The organism is Microbacterium sp. AG790, from assembly GCF_003634765.1.
Classification (GTDB): domain Bacteria; phylum Actinomycetota; class Actinomycetes; order Actinomycetales; family Microbacteriaceae; genus Microbacterium.
This window is the reverse complement of record NZ_RBWZ01000009.1, coordinates 230,876-248,182: the sequence shown is the minus strand read 5'-3', so window position 1 is coordinate 248,182 and position 17,307 is coordinate 230,876. Positions and strand designations below refer to the sequence as shown.

Annotated in this window: 18 protein-coding genes; 10 read left to right on the top strand and 8 right to left on the bottom strand. The window is 69.7% G+C overall.

The window, feature by feature from the left end; all coding sequences use genetic code 11:
• Positions 1-132: 132 nt before the first annotated feature.
• Complete coding sequence (locus DEU37_RS10740; RefSeq protein ID WP_121190667.1) at positions 133-1,464, bottom strand: hypothetical protein; 1,332 nt, start codon at positions 1,462-1,464, stop codon at positions 133-135.
• Between the two features lie 143 nt (positions 1,465-1,607).
• Here DEU37_RS10740 and secA point away from each other — a divergent pair, with 143 nt between their 5' ends.
• Both secA and DEU37_RS10730 read left to right on the top strand, forming a co-directional pair.
• Positions 1,608-4,400, top strand: coding sequence for a preprotein translocase subunit SecA (gene secA, locus DEU37_RS10735; RefSeq protein WP_121190666.1), 2,793 nt, complete (start codon positions 1,608-1,610; stop codon positions 4,398-4,400).
• Between the two features lie 69 nt (positions 4,401-4,469).
• Complete coding sequence (locus DEU37_RS10730) at positions 4,470-5,693, top strand: pyridoxal phosphate-dependent aminotransferase (RefSeq protein ID WP_121190665.1); 1,224 nt, start codon at positions 4,470-4,472, stop codon at positions 5,691-5,693.
• A gap of 36 nt (positions 5,694-5,729) precedes the next feature.
• Here the strand turns inward: DEU37_RS10730 and DEU37_RS10725 are convergent, their stop codons facing one another.
• Complete coding sequence (locus DEU37_RS10725; protein WP_016463358.1) at positions 5,730-6,188, bottom strand: Rv3235 family protein; 459 nt, start codon at positions 6,186-6,188, stop codon at positions 5,730-5,732.
• Between the two features lie 152 nt (positions 6,189-6,340).
• Here DEU37_RS10725 and DEU37_RS10720 point away from each other — a divergent pair, with 152 nt between their 5' ends.
• Positions 6,341-6,943, top strand: a complete 603-nt coding sequence (locus DEU37_RS10720; protein WP_036285779.1) for a hypothetical protein — start codon at positions 6,341-6,343, stop codon at positions 6,941-6,943.
• A gap of 23 nt (positions 6,944-6,966) precedes the next feature.
• Here the strand turns inward: DEU37_RS10720 and DEU37_RS10715 are convergent, their stop codons facing one another.
• On the bottom strand, positions 6,967-7,248 hold the full coding sequence (locus DEU37_RS10715; protein ID WP_121190664.1) for a helix-turn-helix domain-containing protein: 282 nt from the start codon (positions 7,246-7,248) through the stop codon (positions 6,967-6,969).
• 98 nt (positions 7,249-7,346) lie between these two features.
• Between DEU37_RS10715 and DEU37_RS10710 the strand changes: the two genes are divergently transcribed.
• From DEU37_RS10710 to DEU37_RS10700, 3 genes are read left to right on the top strand one after another with little or no spacing between them, the layout of a single operon-like run.
• Positions 7,347-7,976, top strand: a complete 630-nt coding sequence (locus DEU37_RS10710; RefSeq protein WP_061683367.1) for a hypothetical protein — start codon at positions 7,347-7,349, stop codon at positions 7,974-7,976.
• Entirely contained in the window at positions 7,973-9,262 is a 1,290-nt protein-coding gene (locus DEU37_RS10705; RefSeq protein ID WP_121190663.1) for a P-loop NTPase, read from the top strand. The genes DEU37_RS10710 and DEU37_RS10705 overlap by 4 nt, the downstream gene beginning before the upstream one ends.
• Positions 9,263-9,311: 49 nt before the next feature.
• On the top strand, positions 9,312-10,805 hold the full coding sequence (locus tag DEU37_RS10700) for a sensor histidine kinase (RefSeq protein ID WP_121190662.1): 1,494 nt from the start codon (positions 9,312-9,314) through the stop codon (positions 10,803-10,805).
• 61 nt (positions 10,806-10,866) lie between these two features.
• Here the strand turns inward: DEU37_RS10700 and DEU37_RS10695 are convergent, their stop codons facing one another.
• On the bottom strand, positions 10,867-11,115 hold the full coding sequence (locus tag DEU37_RS10695) for a WhiB family transcriptional regulator (protein ID WP_005048317.1): 249 nt from the start codon (positions 11,113-11,115) through the stop codon (positions 10,867-10,869).
• A gap of 213 nt (positions 11,116-11,328) precedes the next feature.
• Between DEU37_RS10695 and DEU37_RS10690 the strand changes: the two genes are divergently transcribed.
• Positions 11,329-11,721 (top strand): hypothetical protein, encoded by a 393-nt coding sequence (locus DEU37_RS10690; protein WP_061683365.1) that lies wholly within the window; start codon positions 11,329-11,331, stop codon positions 11,719-11,721.
• Between the two features lie 15 nt (positions 11,722-11,736).
• Here DEU37_RS10690 and bcp read toward each other — a convergent pair whose 3' ends face one another.
• Genes bcp through aroA form a run of 3 tightly spaced genes read right to left on the bottom strand, consistent with a single transcriptional unit; the run spans position 11,737 to position 14,614 of the window.
• Positions 11,737-12,204 (bottom strand): thioredoxin-dependent thiol peroxidase, encoded by a 468-nt coding sequence (gene bcp, locus DEU37_RS10685; RefSeq protein ID WP_121190661.1) that lies wholly within the window; start codon positions 12,202-12,204, stop codon positions 11,737-11,739.
• A 15-nt stretch (positions 12,205-12,219) separates the two neighbouring features.
• The gene (rsgA, locus tag DEU37_RS10680) at positions 12,220-13,257 is read right to left on the bottom strand and encodes a ribosome small subunit-dependent GTPase A (RefSeq protein WP_121190660.1); all 1,038 of its coding nucleotides are present in this window, start codon (positions 13,255-13,257) and stop codon (positions 12,220-12,222) included.
• A gap of 22 nt (positions 13,258-13,279) precedes the next feature.
• Positions 13,280-14,614, bottom strand: a complete 1,335-nt coding sequence (aroA, locus tag DEU37_RS10675; RefSeq protein WP_121190659.1) for a 3-phosphoshikimate 1-carboxyvinyltransferase — start codon at positions 14,612-14,614, stop codon at positions 13,280-13,282.
• Between the two features lie 95 nt (positions 14,615-14,709).
• Between aroA and DEU37_RS10670 the strand changes: the two genes are divergently transcribed.
• Positions 14,710-15,441, top strand: coding sequence for a sigma-70 family RNA polymerase sigma factor (locus DEU37_RS10670; protein ID WP_121190658.1), 732 nt, complete (start codon positions 14,710-14,712; stop codon positions 15,439-15,441).
• Entirely contained in the window at positions 15,438-15,683 is a 246-nt protein-coding gene (locus DEU37_RS10665) for a zf-HC2 domain-containing protein (protein WP_121190657.1), read from the top strand. The genes DEU37_RS10670 and DEU37_RS10665 overlap by 4 nt, the downstream gene beginning before the upstream one ends.
• 17 nt (positions 15,684-15,700) lie before the next feature.
• Here DEU37_RS10665 and DEU37_RS10660 read toward each other — a convergent pair whose 3' ends face one another.
• Positions 15,701-16,654 (bottom strand): diacylglycerol kinase, encoded by a 954-nt coding sequence (locus tag DEU37_RS10660; RefSeq protein WP_121190656.1) that lies wholly within the window; start codon positions 16,652-16,654, stop codon positions 15,701-15,703.
• A 129-nt stretch (positions 16,655-16,783) separates the two neighbouring features.
• Between DEU37_RS10660 and DEU37_RS10655 the strand changes: the two genes are divergently transcribed.
• A complete protein-coding gene (locus DEU37_RS10655; protein WP_121190655.1) occupies positions 16,784-17,293 on the top strand; it encodes a DUF3060 domain-containing protein in 510 nt (169 codons plus the stop codon).
• The last annotated feature ends 14 nt before the right edge of the window (positions 17,294-17,307 follow it).

Sequence of the window (17,307 nt, the reverse complement as noted above, 5' to 3'; positions counted from 1 at the left end):
GACCCGACCGGCCCCCGGAATCGGGGCGAGTGAACAGAATCGGATGCCGCCGCGTGCGGCATCCGATTCTGTTTCTGCGATCCGATTCTGTTTCTCCGATCCGGGTCGGCACGTGCGCCGGACAGGGCGAACTCAGTCGAAGATGCCGTCCAGGATGCTGCCGATCACGAGGCCACCGAGGATGCCTCCGACCATGTCGCCGCCGCTTCCTCCGCGCCGGCCGCCTCCCCAGCCGCCCCCATCGCCCCACCCGCCGTCGTTCGGACGAGACGAGTCGATGTCGCGCTGCGCGAGCTGCAGCGCCTCCGCCGCCAGCTGTCCGCACCGGCGGGCATCGGCGAGGGCCTGCTCGCGGTCGTCCTCGCCGATGGGCTGTGCGCTCAGCGCCGCCAGGTCCAGACGGATCCGTTCCGCTTCGGCGAGGCGGGTGCGGGCATCGGCGCCGATCCATCCTCGGTGGCCCGAGATGACGCTGCGGGCGACGCCGAGCTGGCGATCCGCATCGTCGATCGCGTGACGGACGTGGCTTTCGGCAGGCACGGGGTTGGCCAGACGTGTGCGAGCCTTGGCGACCGCGGCATCCAGAGCGGAGTTCGCCTCACGCAGCCGCGTGAGTTCGCCGAACGGGTCGGGAAGCTCCCCGGCCGGGGTGAGGGTGGACAGCTCCTTCTCGAGCGCGGCCATGGCGGCGCCGACGGCGGGGATGCTCTCCAGCTCGCGAGCGGTCACGAGGTCGTCGCGCGAATCCTCGACGATCGCATCGAGCGTGGACTCGGCGCGCAGTGCCTCCACTTCGAAGGCGTCCACGGCATCCAGCAGGGTGGTCGCCCGTCGCACCGCCTCCATCGCCGTCTCCAGCGCGAGATTCGCCTGCTCGCGCTGTCCGTTCTCGCGTCGTGCCGTGGAGACCTCGGCGCCGTGCGTGGCGAAGGCGAAGAGCTGCGCCGCCTCGGCGGCGTTCTTCTCGATGCGGCGCACGGCGGCCGGCGCGTACCGGGCGTGCACACGCGCGAGAGTCGCCTCGGCGCGTTCGAGGCGCTGCGTGCCCCGTTCCACGTCGGCGCGGATGCCGGCGATGATCTCCGGAGCGCGGCGGGCCCGCTCGACGGGTGCGGCGAGGGCCTGAAGGCGATCGTCGAGAAGCTCCTGTGCCCACTCGCAGAGCTGGATGATGCGCGCGTTGCGCGTGCGCAGCTCCTCGGGGGTGTCCGGGATGTGGTCGTGGTTGAGCTGGTTCAGCTGGAACGCCTCGCCCATGTGGCTGCGAACCGCCTTCAGTGCTTCGCGGAGGCTCTGCGTGGGCTCGGTGCCCAACTCGATCTCGGCGAAGACGAGCTCATCCTCCGTGGTGCGCAGCCGCTCATCGATCGCGACGAGGGCGGCGTCCGCCCGGCGGCCGAGTTCGGCATCCTCCGCTGCCCGCTGCTCGCGTTCCTGCTTGCGTGCGCCCCAGAATCCGGCCATGTCACGATCCTATGCGCGTGTTTTCGAGGTCTCGCGCAGGTAAGCAAAGTCACAGCCAGGTAACATGGCCTCGTATGCCGTGCCCTCGTGCGCGGTCGAGGCGACGTCGCGCGTCGCCCGCACCCGATAGATGGAGATGCTCCGTGGCCAACCCTCTCGAGAAACTGCTCCGCGCCGGCGAAGGACGCATCCTGCGGCGGCTTCAGCAGGTCGTGAAGGCGGTCGGCGCCCTGGAAGAGGACTACGCGCAGCTGACCGACGAGGAGCTGCGCGGGGAGACCGCCGAGCTGCGCGCCCGTCACGAGGCGGGGGAGAGCCTCGACAAGTTGATGCCGGAGGCCTTCGCAGCCGTGCGCGAGGCCGCGAAGCGCACGCTCGGACAGCGTCCGTACGACGTCCAGATCATGGGTGGCGCGGCGCTGCATCTCGGCAACATCGCGGAGATGAAGACCGGTGAGGGAAAGACGCTGACCGCGACCTTCGCGGTCTACCTCAACGCGATCGCCGGTCAGGGCGTGCACGTCATCACCGTCAACGACTTCCTCGCGTCGTATCAGGCCGAGCTCATGGGGCGCGTCTACCGCGCACTCGGCATGACGACCGGCACGATCGTCGCCGGGCAGACACCCGAGGTGCGCCGTGAGCAGTACAGCGCCGACATCACCTACGGCACGAACAACGAGTTCGGCTTCGACTATCTGCGCGACAACATGGCCTGGCAGAAGCAGGACCTCGTCCAGCGCGGTCACTTCTTCGCGATCGTCGACGAGGTCGACTCGATCCTCATCGATGAGGCGCGCACGCCGCTCATCATCTCCGGCCCGTCCTCCGGCGAGGCGAACCGCTGGTTCGTCGAGTTCGCGAAGATCGCGAAGACGCTCGAAGCCGGCGTCGACTACGAGGTCGACGAGAAGAAGCGCACGATCGGTGTTCTCGAGCCCGGCATCGAGAAGGTGGAGGACTACCTCGGCATCGACAACCTGTACGAGTCGGCCAACACCCCGCTCATCTCCTTCCTGAACAACTCGATCAAGGCGCTGGCGCTGTTCAAGCGCGACACCGACTACGTCGTGATGAACGACGAAGTCATGATCGTCGACGAGCACACCGGCCGCATCCTGGTCGGACGCCGCTACAACGAGGGCATCCACCAGGCGATCGAGGCCAAGGAGAACGTCCCGGTCAAGGCCGAGAACCAGACACTCGCGACGGTGACGTTGCAGAACTACTTCCGCCTGTACGAGAAGCTCGCCGGCATGACCGGCACCGCCGAGACCGAGGCGGCCGAGTTCATGTCGACCTACAAGCTCGGCGTCGTCCCGATCCCGACGAACAAGCCGATGATCCGCAAGGACCAGCCCGACCTCGTCTACAAGAACGAGCAGGCGAAGTTCGCTCAGGTGGTGGAGGACATCGCGCGCCGCCATGAGAGCGGGCAGCCGGTGCTCGTCGGTACCGTCAGCGTCGAGAAGAGCGAGTACCTCTCGCGCCTGCTCGCCAAGAAGGGCATCAAGCACGAGGTCCTCAACGCCAAGAACCACGCGCGTGAGGCCGAGATCGTCGCTCGCGCCGGTCGCCTCGGCGCCGTCACCGTCGCCACCAACATGGCCGGCCGCGGCACCGACATCATGCTCGGCGGCAACGCCGAGTTCCTGGCGGTGCAGGATGTCAAGGCGAAGGGGCTGGACCCCGTCGAGACGCCCGACGAGTACGACGCCGCATGGACCGAGACCTACGCCGCGATGCGCGACATCGTCGCCGAAGAGGCGACGAAGGTCGTCGAGGCCGGCGGACTGTACGTCCTCGGAACCGAGCGTCACGAGTCCCGTCGTATCGACAACCAGCTGCGCGGCCGCTCGGGCCGCCAGGGCGACCCCGGCGAGAGCCGCTTCTATCTGTCGCTGACCGACGACCTGATGCGCCTGTTCCAGTCCGGCGCCGCCGAGGCGATCCTCGCCCGCACGAACTTCCCGGACGATGTCGCGATCGAATCGACCATGGTCTCGCGCGCGATCAAGAGTGCGCAGTCGCAGGTCGAGGCCCGCAACGCGGAGATCCGCAAGAACGTGCTCAAGTACGACGACGTCCTCAACCGCCAGCGCGAGGCGATCTACGCCGACCGTCGGCAGATGCTCGAGGGTGACGACCTCTCCGACCGCGTCCACCACTTCATCGAGGACGCCATCGGCGCGATCATCGACGACCACACCGGTACGGGCCACAACGAGAGCTGGGACTTCGACGCGCTGTGGACGGAGCTGAAGACGCTGTACCCGGTGTCGGTGACGATCGACGAGGTCGTCGCCGAGAGCGGCAACAAGGGCCGCGTCACGCCCGAGGTGCTCAAGCGCGAGATCCTCTCCGATGCGAAGATCGCGTACGCGGCGCGCGAGGAGAAGCTCGGTGAGCCCGCGATGCGCGAGCTCGAGCGGCGGGTCGTGCTGCAGGTGCTCGACCGCCGGTGGCGCGATCATCTCTACGAGATGGACTACCTCAAGGACGGCATCGGCCTGCGCGCGATGGCACAGCGTGATCCGCTGATCGAGTACCAGCGCGAGGGCTACGAGATGTTCCAGACGATGATGGGGCAGATCAAGGAGGAGTCCGTCGGCTTCCTCTACAACCTCGAGGTCGAGGTGCGCCAGAGCGGCGAGGAGGTCGAGGCGAAGGGCCTGCAGGTCGCGCCCTCGGTCGAGAACCAGAAGCTCCAGTACACGGCTGCCAACGATGCGGGCGAGGTGGAGGTCCGCAACGACCGCGGACAGGTGCAGCAGGCGGCGACGAGCAAACTCCGCCAGCAGAGCGCGCCCTCCGAGCAGGCCTCGCCCGCCGCTGAAGCTCCGCGCGGGGCGTTCGGCCAGCGCACGGATGCCGCGGCATCCGCTCCGGCGGCGAACAACCGCGCCGAGCGCCGCGCCGCCGGCAAGAAGAAGTAGTCGACGGTCCGGGCCGTCCGGGCCACCGGGCGGCGATTGGCCTCATCGCGGCGGCGATATCCTGATCCGATGAGTCCCCGCATCCTCGATCAGTCATCCAAACTCAAGGACGTCCTCTACGAGATCCGTGGAGCCGCCCTCATCGAGGCTGACCGACTCGAGGCCGACGGCCACCGCATCCTCAAACTCAACACCGGCAATCCCGCCGTGTTCGGTTTCGAGGCGCCGTACCAGATCGTGCGCGACATGATCGAGGCGGTCCCGCACGCACACGGCTACAGCGACAGCCGTGGCATCATGTCGGCGCGCCGCGCCGTCGTCTCGCGGTACGAGCAGGTTCCCGGGTTCCCGACGTTCGATCCGGACGATGTCTACCTGGGCAACGGTGTCTCCGAGCTGATCACCATGACCATGCAGGCGCTGCTGGACAGCGGCGACGAGGTTCTCATCCCCGCTCCGGACTATCCGCTGTGGACGGCCATGACGAGCCTGGCCGGAGGCACTCCCGTGCACTACCGCTGCGACAACGAGAACGGGTGGCAGCCCGATCTCGAAGACATCCGGTCGAAGGTCACGCCGGCCACGAAGGCGATCGTCGTCATCAACCCGAACAACCCGACCGGGGCGGTGTACTCCCGTGAGGTGCTCGAGGAGATCGTGGAGATCGCCCGGGAGCACTCGCTGTTGCTGCTCAGCGACGAGATCTACGACCGCATCCTGTTCGACGACGCCGTGCACATCCCGCTCGCCACGCTCGCTCCGGATCTGCTCTGCCTGACCTTCAACGGCCTGTCCAAGACGTATCGCGTGGCCGGGTACCGCTCGGGCTGGATGGTCATCACCGGCCGAAAGAAGCACGCCACCGGGTTCCTGGAGGGCATTCAGCTGCTCGCCTCGACGCGGCTGTGTCCCAATGTGCCCGCTCAGCACGCGGTGCAGGCCGCGCTGTCCGGTGTGCAGTCGATCGACGCGCTGATCGCTCCCACCGGACGGCTCCATGAGCAGCGGGATGCCGCCTTCGAGGCTCTCACCGCGATTCCGGGGGTGCAGTGCCACAAGCCGCGCGGCGCCCTCTACGCGTTCCCCCGGCTCGATCCTGAGATCTACGAGATCCACGACGATGCCAAGTTCGTCTACGACTTCCTCGTCGCCGAGCACGTGCTGCTCGTGCAGGGAACCGGCTTCAACTGGCCGACGCCGGATCACTTCCGGATCGTGACGCTGCCGGAGGCGCGCGTGCTCACCGAGGCGATCGAACGGCTCGGCAACTTCCTCTCCTCGTACCGGCAGTAGGGATCGGCGACAGCGCCGGCCCCGTCCTGCGGATGGTCACAGAAGCGCGAGGGACGTGGCACGCCAGCGCCCGTCCCAGCCCTCCAAGCGGAGGGCGACGGCGCGGGTGCGCGCCGGTCCTGCCACGATGACCACTCCCTCGATGACGCCGTCGGCGGGGGAGGAGTGACGTGTCGAGAGGATGTGGTGCACGGGTCGGGCCGGCGCGACGCCTCGGGCGCTGCGTGCGCGAGCCGACAGATTGGCTCGTGTGATTAGAGCACGAAACGCGTCCTCGCCGAACCAGCGTGCGAGTTGATCGACCTCGCGCACCCCGGCGAGCGCTTCGAGGACGCCGATGGTCAGGTTCTTCAGCAGCGGCTCCGGAGCGGGCAGCGCGTCGGTGCCGGTGCGCTGGGGGGCGAAGTACTCGGCGACCTCCAGTGCGGAGCCGCGCCGCGGTGTCGAAACGCTCCGCCGGGTTGTGCCGGCAGCGTCGGGGGATGCGGTGGCCATGCTCCGTCCTCCTCTGTCGTCGTCCGCCCGGTCGGGCGTCTGACGAGTACAACACAGCCCACGCACAGGGTGGATGAGAATCCTCCAACCTGTGGAGAGGCTCCTGTGGACAGAATCGGCGGGCGGCAGCATCCCTCCTCTAGGGTCACCGCGTGCGCTGGGACCGCTTCTTCGAGGATCTGGAAGACCAACTCGACTCCGAGTGGGAGGCTGAGCGCGCCGCCCTGGACACCGAAGCGGAGCGCCTGCGTCTGGCGCGCATCCCCGTCCGCGATCGGCTCGTGGTGCTCGCGGAGACCGCCGATGTCGCCGTCGGCCTCGAGCTCACGGACGGCACGACGCTGTCGGGGACCGTCACGCGCGTCGGATCGGACTGGGTCGCCGTCACCGTCGAGGGCGGATCGACGGGCACGGTCTGGATCGTGCCCCTGGCCGCCGTGGCGACCATGGCGCTCGCAACGCAGCAGCTTCTCGGCAGTGTGCGCGCCGCTCATCCCGGCGGCGCACTCGCGCAGCGCATGTCCCTGGGTTTCGTCGTGCGCGATCTCGTTCGCCGGCGCATCCCGGTGACGGTGCATCTCGTGACGGGGCGCGCACTGTCGGGAACGATCGACCGCGCCGGCGCCGATCATCTCGACCTCGCACTGCACGAGATCGGTGGGGTGCGCCGCGCCGATCAGGTGCGCGGCTTCCGGATCGTCCCGTTCGTGGCGGTGTCCGCGATGCGGATGGATGCGCTCGTCGACCTCGTCTGACGCAGTCGGAGGGCGCGCGGCGATCAGTCCGGGTTGCGCACCGCGCCTCGACCCCACAACTCCGGAAAGCTCGCCGCATTCGACTCACGCCACAGCGCCATCCGCCGCGCGTCCTCCGCTTGATCGTCGAGGTAGACAGCGACGCTGCCGGCGTCGATGCGCCAGCGCGCCGGCGAGCCCGCCTTCATGCCGCGAAGACGGCCGTCGATCACGAGAGCGACCACCTCGTCCACGGCGATCTGCAGCATCTCCGCCACTTGGGCAGGTGTCAGCAGGCGCGCGCCGGCTTCGGGTGATTCGGGCATGAGGCCATTATGCGGCCCGCCAGGCGAGGCCTCACGGGTCCACGCCGCGCTGTGGATAACCAGCCCGCGCCGGCGGGACGCTGCGTCACCATATCGACATGAGCGACTCCGTCACGGCCCGACCTCGCCCTCGCGCTTTCTGGGCAGACCTGCGATTCCTCCTCGGGATCGCACTGATCGTCGTCTCGGTGGCCGGCGTCTGGTTCGTGGTCGCCGCGGCGCGCCAGACGGCGCCCGTGTTCGCCGCAGCCACGACACTGCTCCCGGGCGAGGCCGTCGAATCCGCCGACCTGCGCGTGGTCGATGTCGCGCTCGGCCCGGTGCACGACTCCTACGCGACGCCGACGACGCTTCGGCCGGGAGCCGTCGCGACCCGCGTCGTGCGCGCCGGCGAGCTCGTGCCGAACGATGCGCTCGGTGACGCGGCCGGCGTGCGCAGCACCACGGTCGTCATCACGAGCGCGAGCGAGGTGCCCGCCACCGTCGGCACGGGATCATCCGTCGATGTCTGGGCTGCGGCCCCGCGGGAGCGCGGTGCGTACGACACGCCGCGCATCCTGGTCGGCTCCGCGACGGTCGCGTCGGTCGATCGCGACCGGTCGATGATGGGCGCGACCGCCGTCGCGGTCGAGATCGTGATCGACCGCGACGACGTCGCCGCCACTCTCGCCGCGATCGCCGACGGGTCCAGTCTGTCGATCGTCCCGAGCGGCGGAGCGGGCTCATGAGCGTGCGCGTGGTGCTGGCGTCCGATCGGCTGGATACCCCCGTCGTCGTCGACGCTCTCCGCGACGACGGTGCCGAGGTTCTCCTCGTGGTGGCGGCGGATGCTCCGGCGGATGCCGCCGCCGACGCCGTCACGGGCCGCGCCGCGGCTGAACTGCTCGGCGCGCTCGCCGCTGCCGACGTGCTTGCCATCGACGCCGGCCGAGACGCGCTGACTCCTCAGCTGGTGGCGGTGTGCGACCGCTTCGGAGTGCGCATCGTCGCGGTGTGCGACGGCGCGGCAGATCGCCGACTCGCCGAGATGTTCGGCATCGCCACGTGCGCGCCGGACGATGTCCGCACGGCGGTGCTGCACGCGGTGACCGCGCCGCCGACGGCGCCCCCGCGCGGTCGCATCATCGCGGTCTGGGGCCCCGCGGGCGCTCCGGGACGCACCACCATGGCCATCGAGATGGCCGCGGAGCTCGCCCGGGATGGGCGCCGTGTCGGCCTCGTCGACGCGGACACGCATGCCCCATCGGTCGCGATGCTGACCGGGCTCGCCGACGAGGGGCCGGGCTTCGCCGCGGCGTGTCGAGCGGCGGAGCGCGGGACGTTGAGCGCGGCCGAGCTCGAACGGATCGCCCTGCCCCTCGGTGATGTCGCGGTCCTGGCGGGGATCAACCGGCCGGGGCGCTGGCCGGAGCTGTCCTCGGCACGGGTCGGCGGTGCTCTCGAGCAGTGTCGCACGTGGGTCGAGGATCTCATCGTCGACGTCGCGGCGCCGCTGGAGCGCGACGAGGAGATCGTGAGCGATGTGGAGGGTCCGCGTCGCAACGCGGCCACGCTCGCGGTCCTGGCCGCGGCCGACATCGTCGTCGCGGTCGTCTCCGCAGACCCCGTCGGCGTTGCACGCTTCGTCCGTGCGCACGCCGATCTGCGCGCCGCGGCCGGCGCCGCGCCCATCCACGTCCTGGTCAACAAGACGCGGTCCTCGACGCTCGGGATCGACGCGCGGTCGCAGGTGCGCCGCACGCTCGATCGCTACGTCGGCGTCGCCGCGTGCTGGTTCGTCCCGTGGGATCCGAAGGCTGCCGACGCCGCGATCCTGCAGGCGCAGCCGGTGGGTCGTGTGTCGCCACGCTCCTCGCTGTCTGGGGCCGTTCGTCGTTTCGTCGGCGAGGCGATCGAGCCGCCTCCGGCGCGCGCAGCGGTGCGTCGATCGCGTGTGGCACCCGGCGCCGATACCGAGGGCCGGCGCAGGGACGCCCAGCTCCGGACGCGACGCACTCTTCGCGGCGTGGCCTGAGGCGCGCTCGGCCGCGTCACCGATGAACGATCTCGCCTAGGCTGGGTGCGTGTCGACGCTCAGCGATCTCGTCTATGCCCAGGGCCGATCCACGGGGGCGGACATCGAGTGGCTGCACCGCCTCGCCGGCGACGGCCAGCTCCTCGCCGACCTGGCCTTCGCCGACATCGTGATCTGGGTACCGACGGTGGACGACTCGTTCATCGCGGTCGCCCACACCCGGCCGAGCGGTGCGGCGACCCTGTTCTACCGGGACATCGTGGGCGACATGGTGCGCCCGCAGTGGCGCACGCAGGTGCGTGACGCGTTCACGCGGGTCGAGATCGTCGATTCGGCATCCCCGGACTGGTTCGAAGAGACCCCCACGCGTGTGCGCGCCGTGCCGATCGTGCGCGCGGCCGGCGCCGGTGAGAAATCGCCGATGGTGGTGGGGGTGCTCACTCGTCACACCAACCTCGGCGAGGCGCGCACCCCCTCACGCCAGCAGATCACCTTCAACGACTGCGCCGACGATCTTTTCGGGATGATCGCGAGCGCCGACTTTCCCGACCTCGCCGCACCGACCTCACCGCGACGGGGCGCGCCGCGCGCTTCCGACGGTCTGATCCGCATCGACGTCGATGGCACCACCACCTTCGCCAGTCCCAACGCCCTGTCCGCGTTCAACCGCCTCGGCTTCGACGACGAGCTCGAAGGGGAGTCCCTGCTCGAAGTGGCCACCGGCATCCTGCCGAAAGGGCGCGACTTCGATGAGTCGTTGCCGATCGTCATGGCCGGTCGTGCACCGTGGCGGGCCGACTTGGAGGCGCGCGGGGTCACGGTGTCGCTTCGCACCATCCCGCTCAAGGACCATGGCACCCGGATCGGCGCCATCGTGCTCTGCAGGGACGTCACGGAGATCCGCCACCAGGAGCAGGAGCTGATCACCAAGGACGCGACGATCCGTGAAATCCACCATCGCGTCAAGAACAACCTGCAGACGGTCGCGTCGCTGCTGCGCATCCAGTCGCGGCGCACGCACTCGGATGAGGCGCGCGACGCCTTGACGCATGCCATGCGCCGGGTCGCGGCGATCGCCGTGGTCCACGACACGCTGTCGGAGGGGCTCGCTCAGAACGTCGACTTCGACGACGTCTTCGATCGAGTGCTCAAGCTCGTCGCGGAAGTCGCCGCGTCGCCCAACACCCGCGCGCGTACGCGGAAGACCGGCACGTTCGGCACGCTGCCCAGCGAGTACGCCACGCCTCTCGCTCTTGCTCTCACAGAGCTCGTCACCAACGCCGTCGAGCACGGTCTGGTCGACCAGGAGGGCGAGGTCGAGATCATCGCGGAGCGCACCGAGGATCGACTCGGCGTGAAGGTGCGTGACACCGGCGTCGGCCTGCCGGAAGGGCAGGTCGGCCGGGGGCTGGGCACGCAGATCGTCCGCACCCTCATTCAGGGCGAACTCAGCGGCACGATCGACTGGCACACGCTCGTCGGCTCGGGCACCGAGGTGACCATCGAGATCCCGATGCGCTACCTGGGGCGCACCCAGAGCTGAGCCCCAGCAACACCGGCGAGATCATCGTCGACGGTGCGAGCGGCAGCGGGCGGGCGCCGCCTCAGCTTGCGCGGCGGGCGCGGGCAGCGCGGCGCTTCAGAGCACGGCGCTCGTCCTCGGACAGCCCGCCCCACACGCCCGAGTCCTGGCCGGTCTCGAGGGCGTACTGCAGGCAGACCTCCGTGACGGTGCAGCGCGCACACACGGACTTGGCTTTCTCGATCTGATCGACAGCAGGCCCGGTGTTCCCTACGGGGAAGAACAGCTCGGGGTCGACGGTCAGGCAGGCGGCTTTGTCGCGCCAATCCATAGGGGGTGCTCCTTGATGCGGGATGAGAAGTCGGGTGGGTGTGACGTCGGGCGTCGATTACCCTGATGGTGTGCGAGCAGACGCTCGCCCCACGCCACTGTGGGAGCACACGGATAGATCAATGCTCCCATGGTCATTCAGATGAATCAAGGGTGAACTCGGCATTTCCCCCGGCGTGTGCTGTGTACTGCCTGTATCGGAGGGCCTGCCCGCATGATGACGACGCCAGCAGAGCGGACCGGTTCGGCCATTCTGGCGCTGGAGGCGCTCGCCGTACTCCTCGTGACCGGCTGGGAGATCGTTGCCCTGGTCACCGGCGACACCGACGACGCGGTCAGCTCGATCGCGCTCATCGTCCTCACGGCGATCGGGGCGGTGGCCCTCGCCGCCTTCGCGCTCGCCGTCTGGCGGGGTCATTCCTGGGGGCGGTCCGGGGGGATCGTCAGTCAGCTCCTGATCCTCGCGGTGGCGCTCGGCGCCATCACGGGCCCGACTCCGTCCGTCTCCACGGCGCTGGTCACAGCGATTCCCGCCGTCATCGGATTGGTCGCCCTCTTTCTCGCGGCCCGGACAGCCGCCGCGCGGCGCGGCGACGATCGCAGCTGAGGCGGACGCGACGGGTCAGCCGACGCCGAGCAGGGAGCGCACGCGGGCGACGTGCCCGGTGGCCTTGACGTTGTACAGAGCGTGCGTGACGAGACCCTCGGCATCCACGACGATCGTCGAGCGGATGACGCCCTCCACCGTCTTGCCGTAGTTCATCTTCTCGCCCCACGCGCCATAGGCGTCGTGCACGGCATGGTCGGGGTCGCTGAGGAGCGGGTAGGTGAGCCCATCGCGCTCGCGGAACCGGCGCAGGGTCGCGGGGTCGTCGCGCGAGATCCCCATCACCGCGTAGCCCGCCGCCTGCAGCGGTCCCAGGCTGTCGCGGAAGTCGCAGGCTTGAGTCGTGCAGCCGGGCGTCATGGCGGCGGGGTAGAAGAACAGGACGATCGGTGTGCCGCGCAGATCGTGGAGGCTGACCGGTGCGTCGTCCTGATCGACGAGCGTGAAGTCGGGAGCGGGGGTACCGGGTTCGAGGCGTGCCATAGCACCAGCCTACGATCAGGCGAACGTGGAGAGCAGACGCTGCAGCGAATCCAGTCGCGCCGCTCCGCGCTCTCCGAGGCGTCCCTCGGCCACCGCCTCGATCAGCGCGCAATCGGGCGCGTCCGGAAGGTGCGTGCAGCCGCGAGGGCACTCCTCGGCGACGACGGCGAGATCCGTGAATGCCCGGAGGATGTTCGCGGGGTCGACGTGTCCGAGCCCGAACGATCGCACGCCGGGGGTGTCGATCACCCACCCGCGGCCCTCTGCCGTCACGTAGCGCAGCGACACCGTCGAGCTGGAGGTGTGGCGGCCACGGCCGGTCACCTCGTTCACGTGCCCTGTCGCGCGATCCGCCGTGGGAACGAGGGCATTGACCAGCGTCGACTTCCCGACACCGGAGTGGCCGACGAACACCGTCGAATGGCCGAGGAGGCGTCGCCCGATCTCCGCGACCGGCATCTGATCGCGGCCGCTCGTGAAGATCTCCAGATCGTCCACTCCCTCGAAGTGCGCGAGGAACGACGCCGGATCGGCCAGGTCGGTCTTGGTCACGACGAGCAGGGGATGGATGCCGGCGTCCAGCGCCGCGATGAGGTAGCGATCGACCAGCCGGGGTCGAGGTTCGGGGTCGGCGGCGGCGACGACGACGAGCATCTGGTCGGCGTTGGCGACGACGACCCGCTCGACCTGGTCGGTATCGTCGGCGCTGCGCCGCAGGAGGGACGTGCGCTGCTCGATCCCGACGATGCGCGTCAGAGTGCCCTCATCGCCGCTGGTGTCGCCGACGACGCGTGCACGGTCGCCGGTGACGATCGGCTGCTTGCGCAGTTCGCGCGCGCGTGTGGCGAGCGCGGAGTGCTCGTCGGGGCCGTCTTCGTCGATCAACACGGTGTAGCGGCCACGGTCGACGCCGAGCACCCGACCGATCACCGCATCGGCGTGGGCGGGGCGCCGCTTCGTGCGCGGGCGATTCGCTTTCGGATTGGGGCGGACGCGGATGTCGGCCTCATCGAACTCGAGATCGTCGTCGTCTCCGAGATCGAGCCAGCTCATCGCACGCCTCGCATCGGCCGGCTCAGCCGTCCGCCGAACCGGAGAGCATCCCGGTCCACAGGGCGGGAAACTCCGGCATGGTCTTCGCGGTCGTCTCGATGTGGTCGACCTCGACCCCGGGCACACGCAATCCGATGAGGGCGCCCGCTGTGGCGATGCGGTGATCGTGGTGCGCGCGCCACAGGCCGCCATGCAGGGGAGCAGGCACGATGCGGATGCCGTCGGCAAGCTCCTGTGCGCTTCCGCCGAGTGCCTCCAGGTTGCCGATGAGCGCGTCGATGCGGTTCGTCTCGTGGCCGCGGATGTGTCCGATGCCGTGGAGCGTCGTCGGGGCGTCGGCGAAGGCGGCCAGCGCGAACAGGGTCGGTGTCAACTCGCTCGCCGCGCTCAGGTCGAGGTCGACGCCGGCGATGTGGGGACCGCCGGTCACGGTCAGGGCGCCGCCGCGGCGGGTCGCGCGCCCGCCCAGGAGGGAGAGGATCTCGGGAAGAAGCGCTCCGGGCTGCGTCGAGCTCGCCGGCCACCCGGGAACGGTCACCGTTCCCTCCGTCAGCATCGCCGCCGCGAGGAAGGGCGCCGCGTTGGACAGATCCGGCTCTATGGACGCGTCGCGCCCACGGAGCGTGCCGGCGGGAACGACCCACTCGTGGGGCGTGGGGTGCTCGACCTGGATGCCGCGACGCGCGAGCGTCTCGATGGTCATGTCGATATGGGGGATGGAGGGGAGGCGCTCACCGGAATGGATGAGGTGCAGGCCCACGTCGAACCGGGGTGCGGCCAGAAGAAGTCCGGAGACGAACTGGCTCGAGCCGCTCGCGTCGATCGTGACCTCACCGCCGCGGATGTGGCCACGCCCGCGGACCGTGAAGGGCAGCGACCACGTGCCGCCGTCGTCGATGTCGGCCCCGATCTCGCGCAGCGCCTTGATCATCTCGCCCATCGGGCGGTGCAGGGCGCTCGGGTGTGCCGTGAGGGTGACGTCGCCGCGGGCCAGTCCGGCGAGCGGGGCGATGAAGCGCATGACGGTGCCGGCCTGACCGCAATCGATCTCGACGTCGCCGCGGAAGGATGCCGGAGGGGTCACGAGCAGGTCGGGGCCGAACCGACCGGACCCCGGCACCTCGGAGATCTCGACCCCGAGCGCGCGCAGGGCGGCGATCATGCGCTCCGAATCCTCGGAGTGCAGGGGTGCCGTGAGCGTGCTGGGCCCGTCGGCCAGCGCGGCCAGGACCAGCTTGCGGTTGGTGAGCGACTTGGAGCCGGGCACCGAGACGGTCGCGTGGACGGCCTCGTCCGCGCGCGGCGCCGGCCACGGAGAACCGGCCGGCGGAGAAAGGGAATACCCGGTGACTGTCATCGGGTTCTACCCTAACGAACCCGTCCGACAGCGCCGCCGTCGGCGCGGCGGGTCAGGCCTACCGATCGGCGGACGCCGACGGAGAAAGGAGCCCCGTGACCGCGACACTCGCACCCCTGGTGCCGGAGATCGCCGACGTAGACTGGGCCCTGATGGAAGAGCACGCGGCCCTCGAGTCGCCGACCCCCGAGACCCCGGCCACAGAGCTCGTCCTGCAGGACGAGGCGGACAGCGCCGCGGACCCCCGTGCGCAGTTCGAGCAGCAGGCCCTGCCGTTCATGGATCAGCTGTATGCCGCGGGAATGCGCATGACACGCAACCCGGCGGATGCCGCCGATCTGGTTCAGGAGACGTTCGTCAAGGCGTTCGCGTCGTGGTCCTCGTTCACCCAGGGCACGAACCTCAAGGCGTGGCTGTACCGCATCCTGACGAACACGTACATCAACACGTACCGCAAGAAGCAGCGCGAGCCCTATCAGGGCACGATCGACGATCTCGAGGACTGGCAGCTCGGCGGCGCGGAGTCCACGACGGCGACCAGCAGCCGGTCGGCCGAGGCCGAGGCGATCGACCACATGCCGGCATCCGCGGTGAAAGACGCACTGCAGTCGATTCCGGAGGATTTCCGGCTCGCCGTCTACCTCGCCGACGTCGAGGGCTTCGCGTATCAGGAGATCGCGGACATCATGAAGACCCCCATCGGCACGGTCATGAGCCGCCTGCATCGTGGCAGGCGCATGCTGCGCGACCTTCTCGCCGACTACGCGCGCGAGCGCGGCATGGACGTGCCGGTGCCCGCGACTTCTTCATCAGGGAGCAAGAAATGAGTGACTGCGGCTGCGACAAAGCGCGCAAGGACCTGGAAGAGTACCTCCGCAACGAGGTCTGCAAGACCGAGCACGCCGACATCCGTGCGCACCTGGAGAAGTGCCCGTCCTGCCGTGACGAGGCGCTGGTGGCCACGACGCTGACCGCGGTCGTCGCACGGGCCTGTAAGGAAACGGCTCCCGAGGAGCTGCGGGACCAGGTGCTGGCGCGGTTGCGCGCCGAGCAGGCGACCCATCACTGAGCCGGCGCGGCGCCGCGTCAGCCGCGGCCCTCGAGCCGGTGGGTTCCGTCTCGCGGTATCGCCCGTGACACCTCGGGTTGGAACACCCGCAGGGCGCTCGGGACGGCGTCGATCTCCAGGGGGAGCATGCCCATCGGGTCGCCGTCCGCGTAGGCCGTGGTGCCGCCCGCCCGGAGCCGCACCCGGCGTGCCCGTGCCGTTCGCACCTCGGGAAGAGTCGTGTGGGTCCCGCGGTACACCCGCGGCAGCAGACGCAGCAGGCGGGCGCGCCCGAGGGGACGCACGAGGGTCAGATCCAAAAGGCCGTCCGAAAGGTCGGCATCCGGACAGATCGGGATGCCGCCGCCGTAGGTCGGTGCGTTTCCCACCGCGGCCATCAGCAGGTCCTCGTCGATGACCTCCACCGTGCCGTCGGCAGCTTCCAGCTCGACCGAGAAGCGCGCCGTCGCCAGAGCGACGAACTCGCGAAGGATCGCGACGTCGTAGCGTCGCGGCCCCCGTGGCCACCGCATGCGATTGGCACGGTCGTTCACGCGGGAATCGAAGCCGCTGGCCAGCACCGTCGCGTACAGACGCGACGAGCCGTCCGCCCGACGGGTCCGGGCGAGGTCGACCGTCCGCGTGGCGCCGCCGATCACGGCGTCGGCGGCCCCGATGGCATCTCGTTCTCGCAGCCCCAGCGCCGTCGCGAAGTCGTTGCCGGTGCCGGTCGGGACGATGCCGAGAGGAATCGCGGTGCCGGCCAGCTCCTGCACCGCCAGATTCACCGTGCCGTCCCCGCCGGACACGACGACGGCATCGACCCCCATGTCCAGCGCCATGCGCAGCAGGTCGGTGGACTCGGCGGCACTGCCGCCGGCGATCGTCGTCGTGCGGATGCCGTGGGCGCGCAGTCGCGTCGCGACCGCGTCGGCGGTGTGCGTGCGCGCGGCGGCGCGGGCCGTCGGATTGACGAGGAGTGCGACGTCCATGTCGTCCTGTCGAAGGGTCGGCCGCCGCGGGGCTCGGCGACGTGCGGGTGTTCGCCTCATCATGCCGTGTCGCGGGATCGCGACGTGGCCGCGACGCGGCTGCGGCATCCGTTTCGTAACGTTGTCTGCATGAACACGGTACGTCGCCCCCTCGCCGTCTCCCTCGCGCTCATGGTCGCGAGCTGCGCCACTCTCGCAGGCTGCGGCGTTCGCGTCTCCGATGCCGGCGCCGTGACCCCGACGGCGTCCTCGCCGTCACCGACCGGCTCGGCGAACGTCCGGGGCGTCGTCGACGATGAGCGCATGGCGAAGCTGCAGCGCAGCCGCTGGAGCGCCAAGGTCACCCAGCACGTGGTGTGCGTGGACGGCGCCTACACCGTCGACCGCAACGCCGACGCGTCGGTCGTGGAGGTGACGGGCGCGTGCCGCGAGGTGACGATCTTGGCCTCCGCAGCGACCGTCCTGCTGCCGGCCGTGGACGAGCTCAGCGTCCAGGGCGACGGGAACATCGTCATCATGGCCGCGGCGCGTGAGGTCGTCCTCGACGCGGGTGCGGACGCGAACCTCGTCGGCTGGGAGAGCGGCACTGCCGTCGTCAAGGACGCCGGCACGCTCAATGGCACGACGCCGATCTCCTGAACGGTACCCGTACC

Coding starts and splice junctions, on each gene's coding strand:
- DEU37_RS10740 (WP_121190667.1), bottom strand. CDS start 1,464: ATGGCCGGATTCTGGGGCGCACGCAAGCAGGAACGCGAGCAGCGGGCA.
- DEU37_RS10730 (WP_121190665.1), top strand. CDS start 4,470: ATGAGTCCCCGCATCCTCGATCAGTCATCCAAACTCAAGGACGTCCTC.
- DEU37_RS10725 (WP_016463358.1), bottom strand. CDS start 6,188: ATGGCCACCGCATCCCCCGACGCTGCCGGCACAACCCGGCGGAGCGTT.
- DEU37_RS10715 (WP_121190664.1), bottom strand. CDS start 7,248: ATGCCCGAATCACCCGAAGCCGGCGCGCGCCTGCTGACACCTGCCCAA.
- DEU37_RS10710 (WP_061683367.1), top strand. CDS start 7,347: ATGAGCGACTCCGTCACGGCCCGACCTCGCCCTCGCGCTTTCTGGGCA.
- DEU37_RS10705 (WP_121190663.1), top strand. CDS start 7,973: ATGAGCGTGCGCGTGGTGCTGGCGTCCGATCGGCTGGATACCCCCGTC.
- DEU37_RS10695 (WP_005048317.1), bottom strand. CDS start 11,115: ATGGATTGGCGCGACAAAGCCGCCTGCCTGACCGTCGACCCCGAGCTG.
- DEU37_RS10690 (WP_061683365.1), top strand. CDS start 11,329: ATGATGACGACGCCAGCAGAGCGGACCGGTTCGGCCATTCTGGCGCTG.
- bcp (WP_121190661.1), bottom strand. CDS start 12,204: ATGGCACGCCTCGAACCCGGTACCCCCGCTCCCGACTTCACGCTCGTC.
- rsgA (WP_121190660.1), bottom strand. CDS start 13,257: ATGAGCTGGCTCGATCTCGGAGACGACGACGATCTCGAGTTCGATGAG.
- aroA (WP_121190659.1), bottom strand. CDS start 14,614: ATGACAGTCACCGGGTATTCCCTTTCTCCGCCGGCCGGTTCTCCGTGG.
- DEU37_RS10665 (WP_121190657.1), top strand. CDS start 15,438: ATGAGTGACTGCGGCTGCGACAAAGCGCGCAAGGACCTGGAAGAGTAC.
- DEU37_RS10660 (WP_121190656.1), bottom strand. CDS start 16,654: ATGGACGTCGCACTCCTCGTCAATCCGACGGCCCGCGCCGCCGCGCGC.
- DEU37_RS10655 (WP_121190655.1), top strand. CDS start 16,784: ATGAACACGGTACGTCGCCCCCTCGCCGTCTCCCTCGCGCTCATGGTC.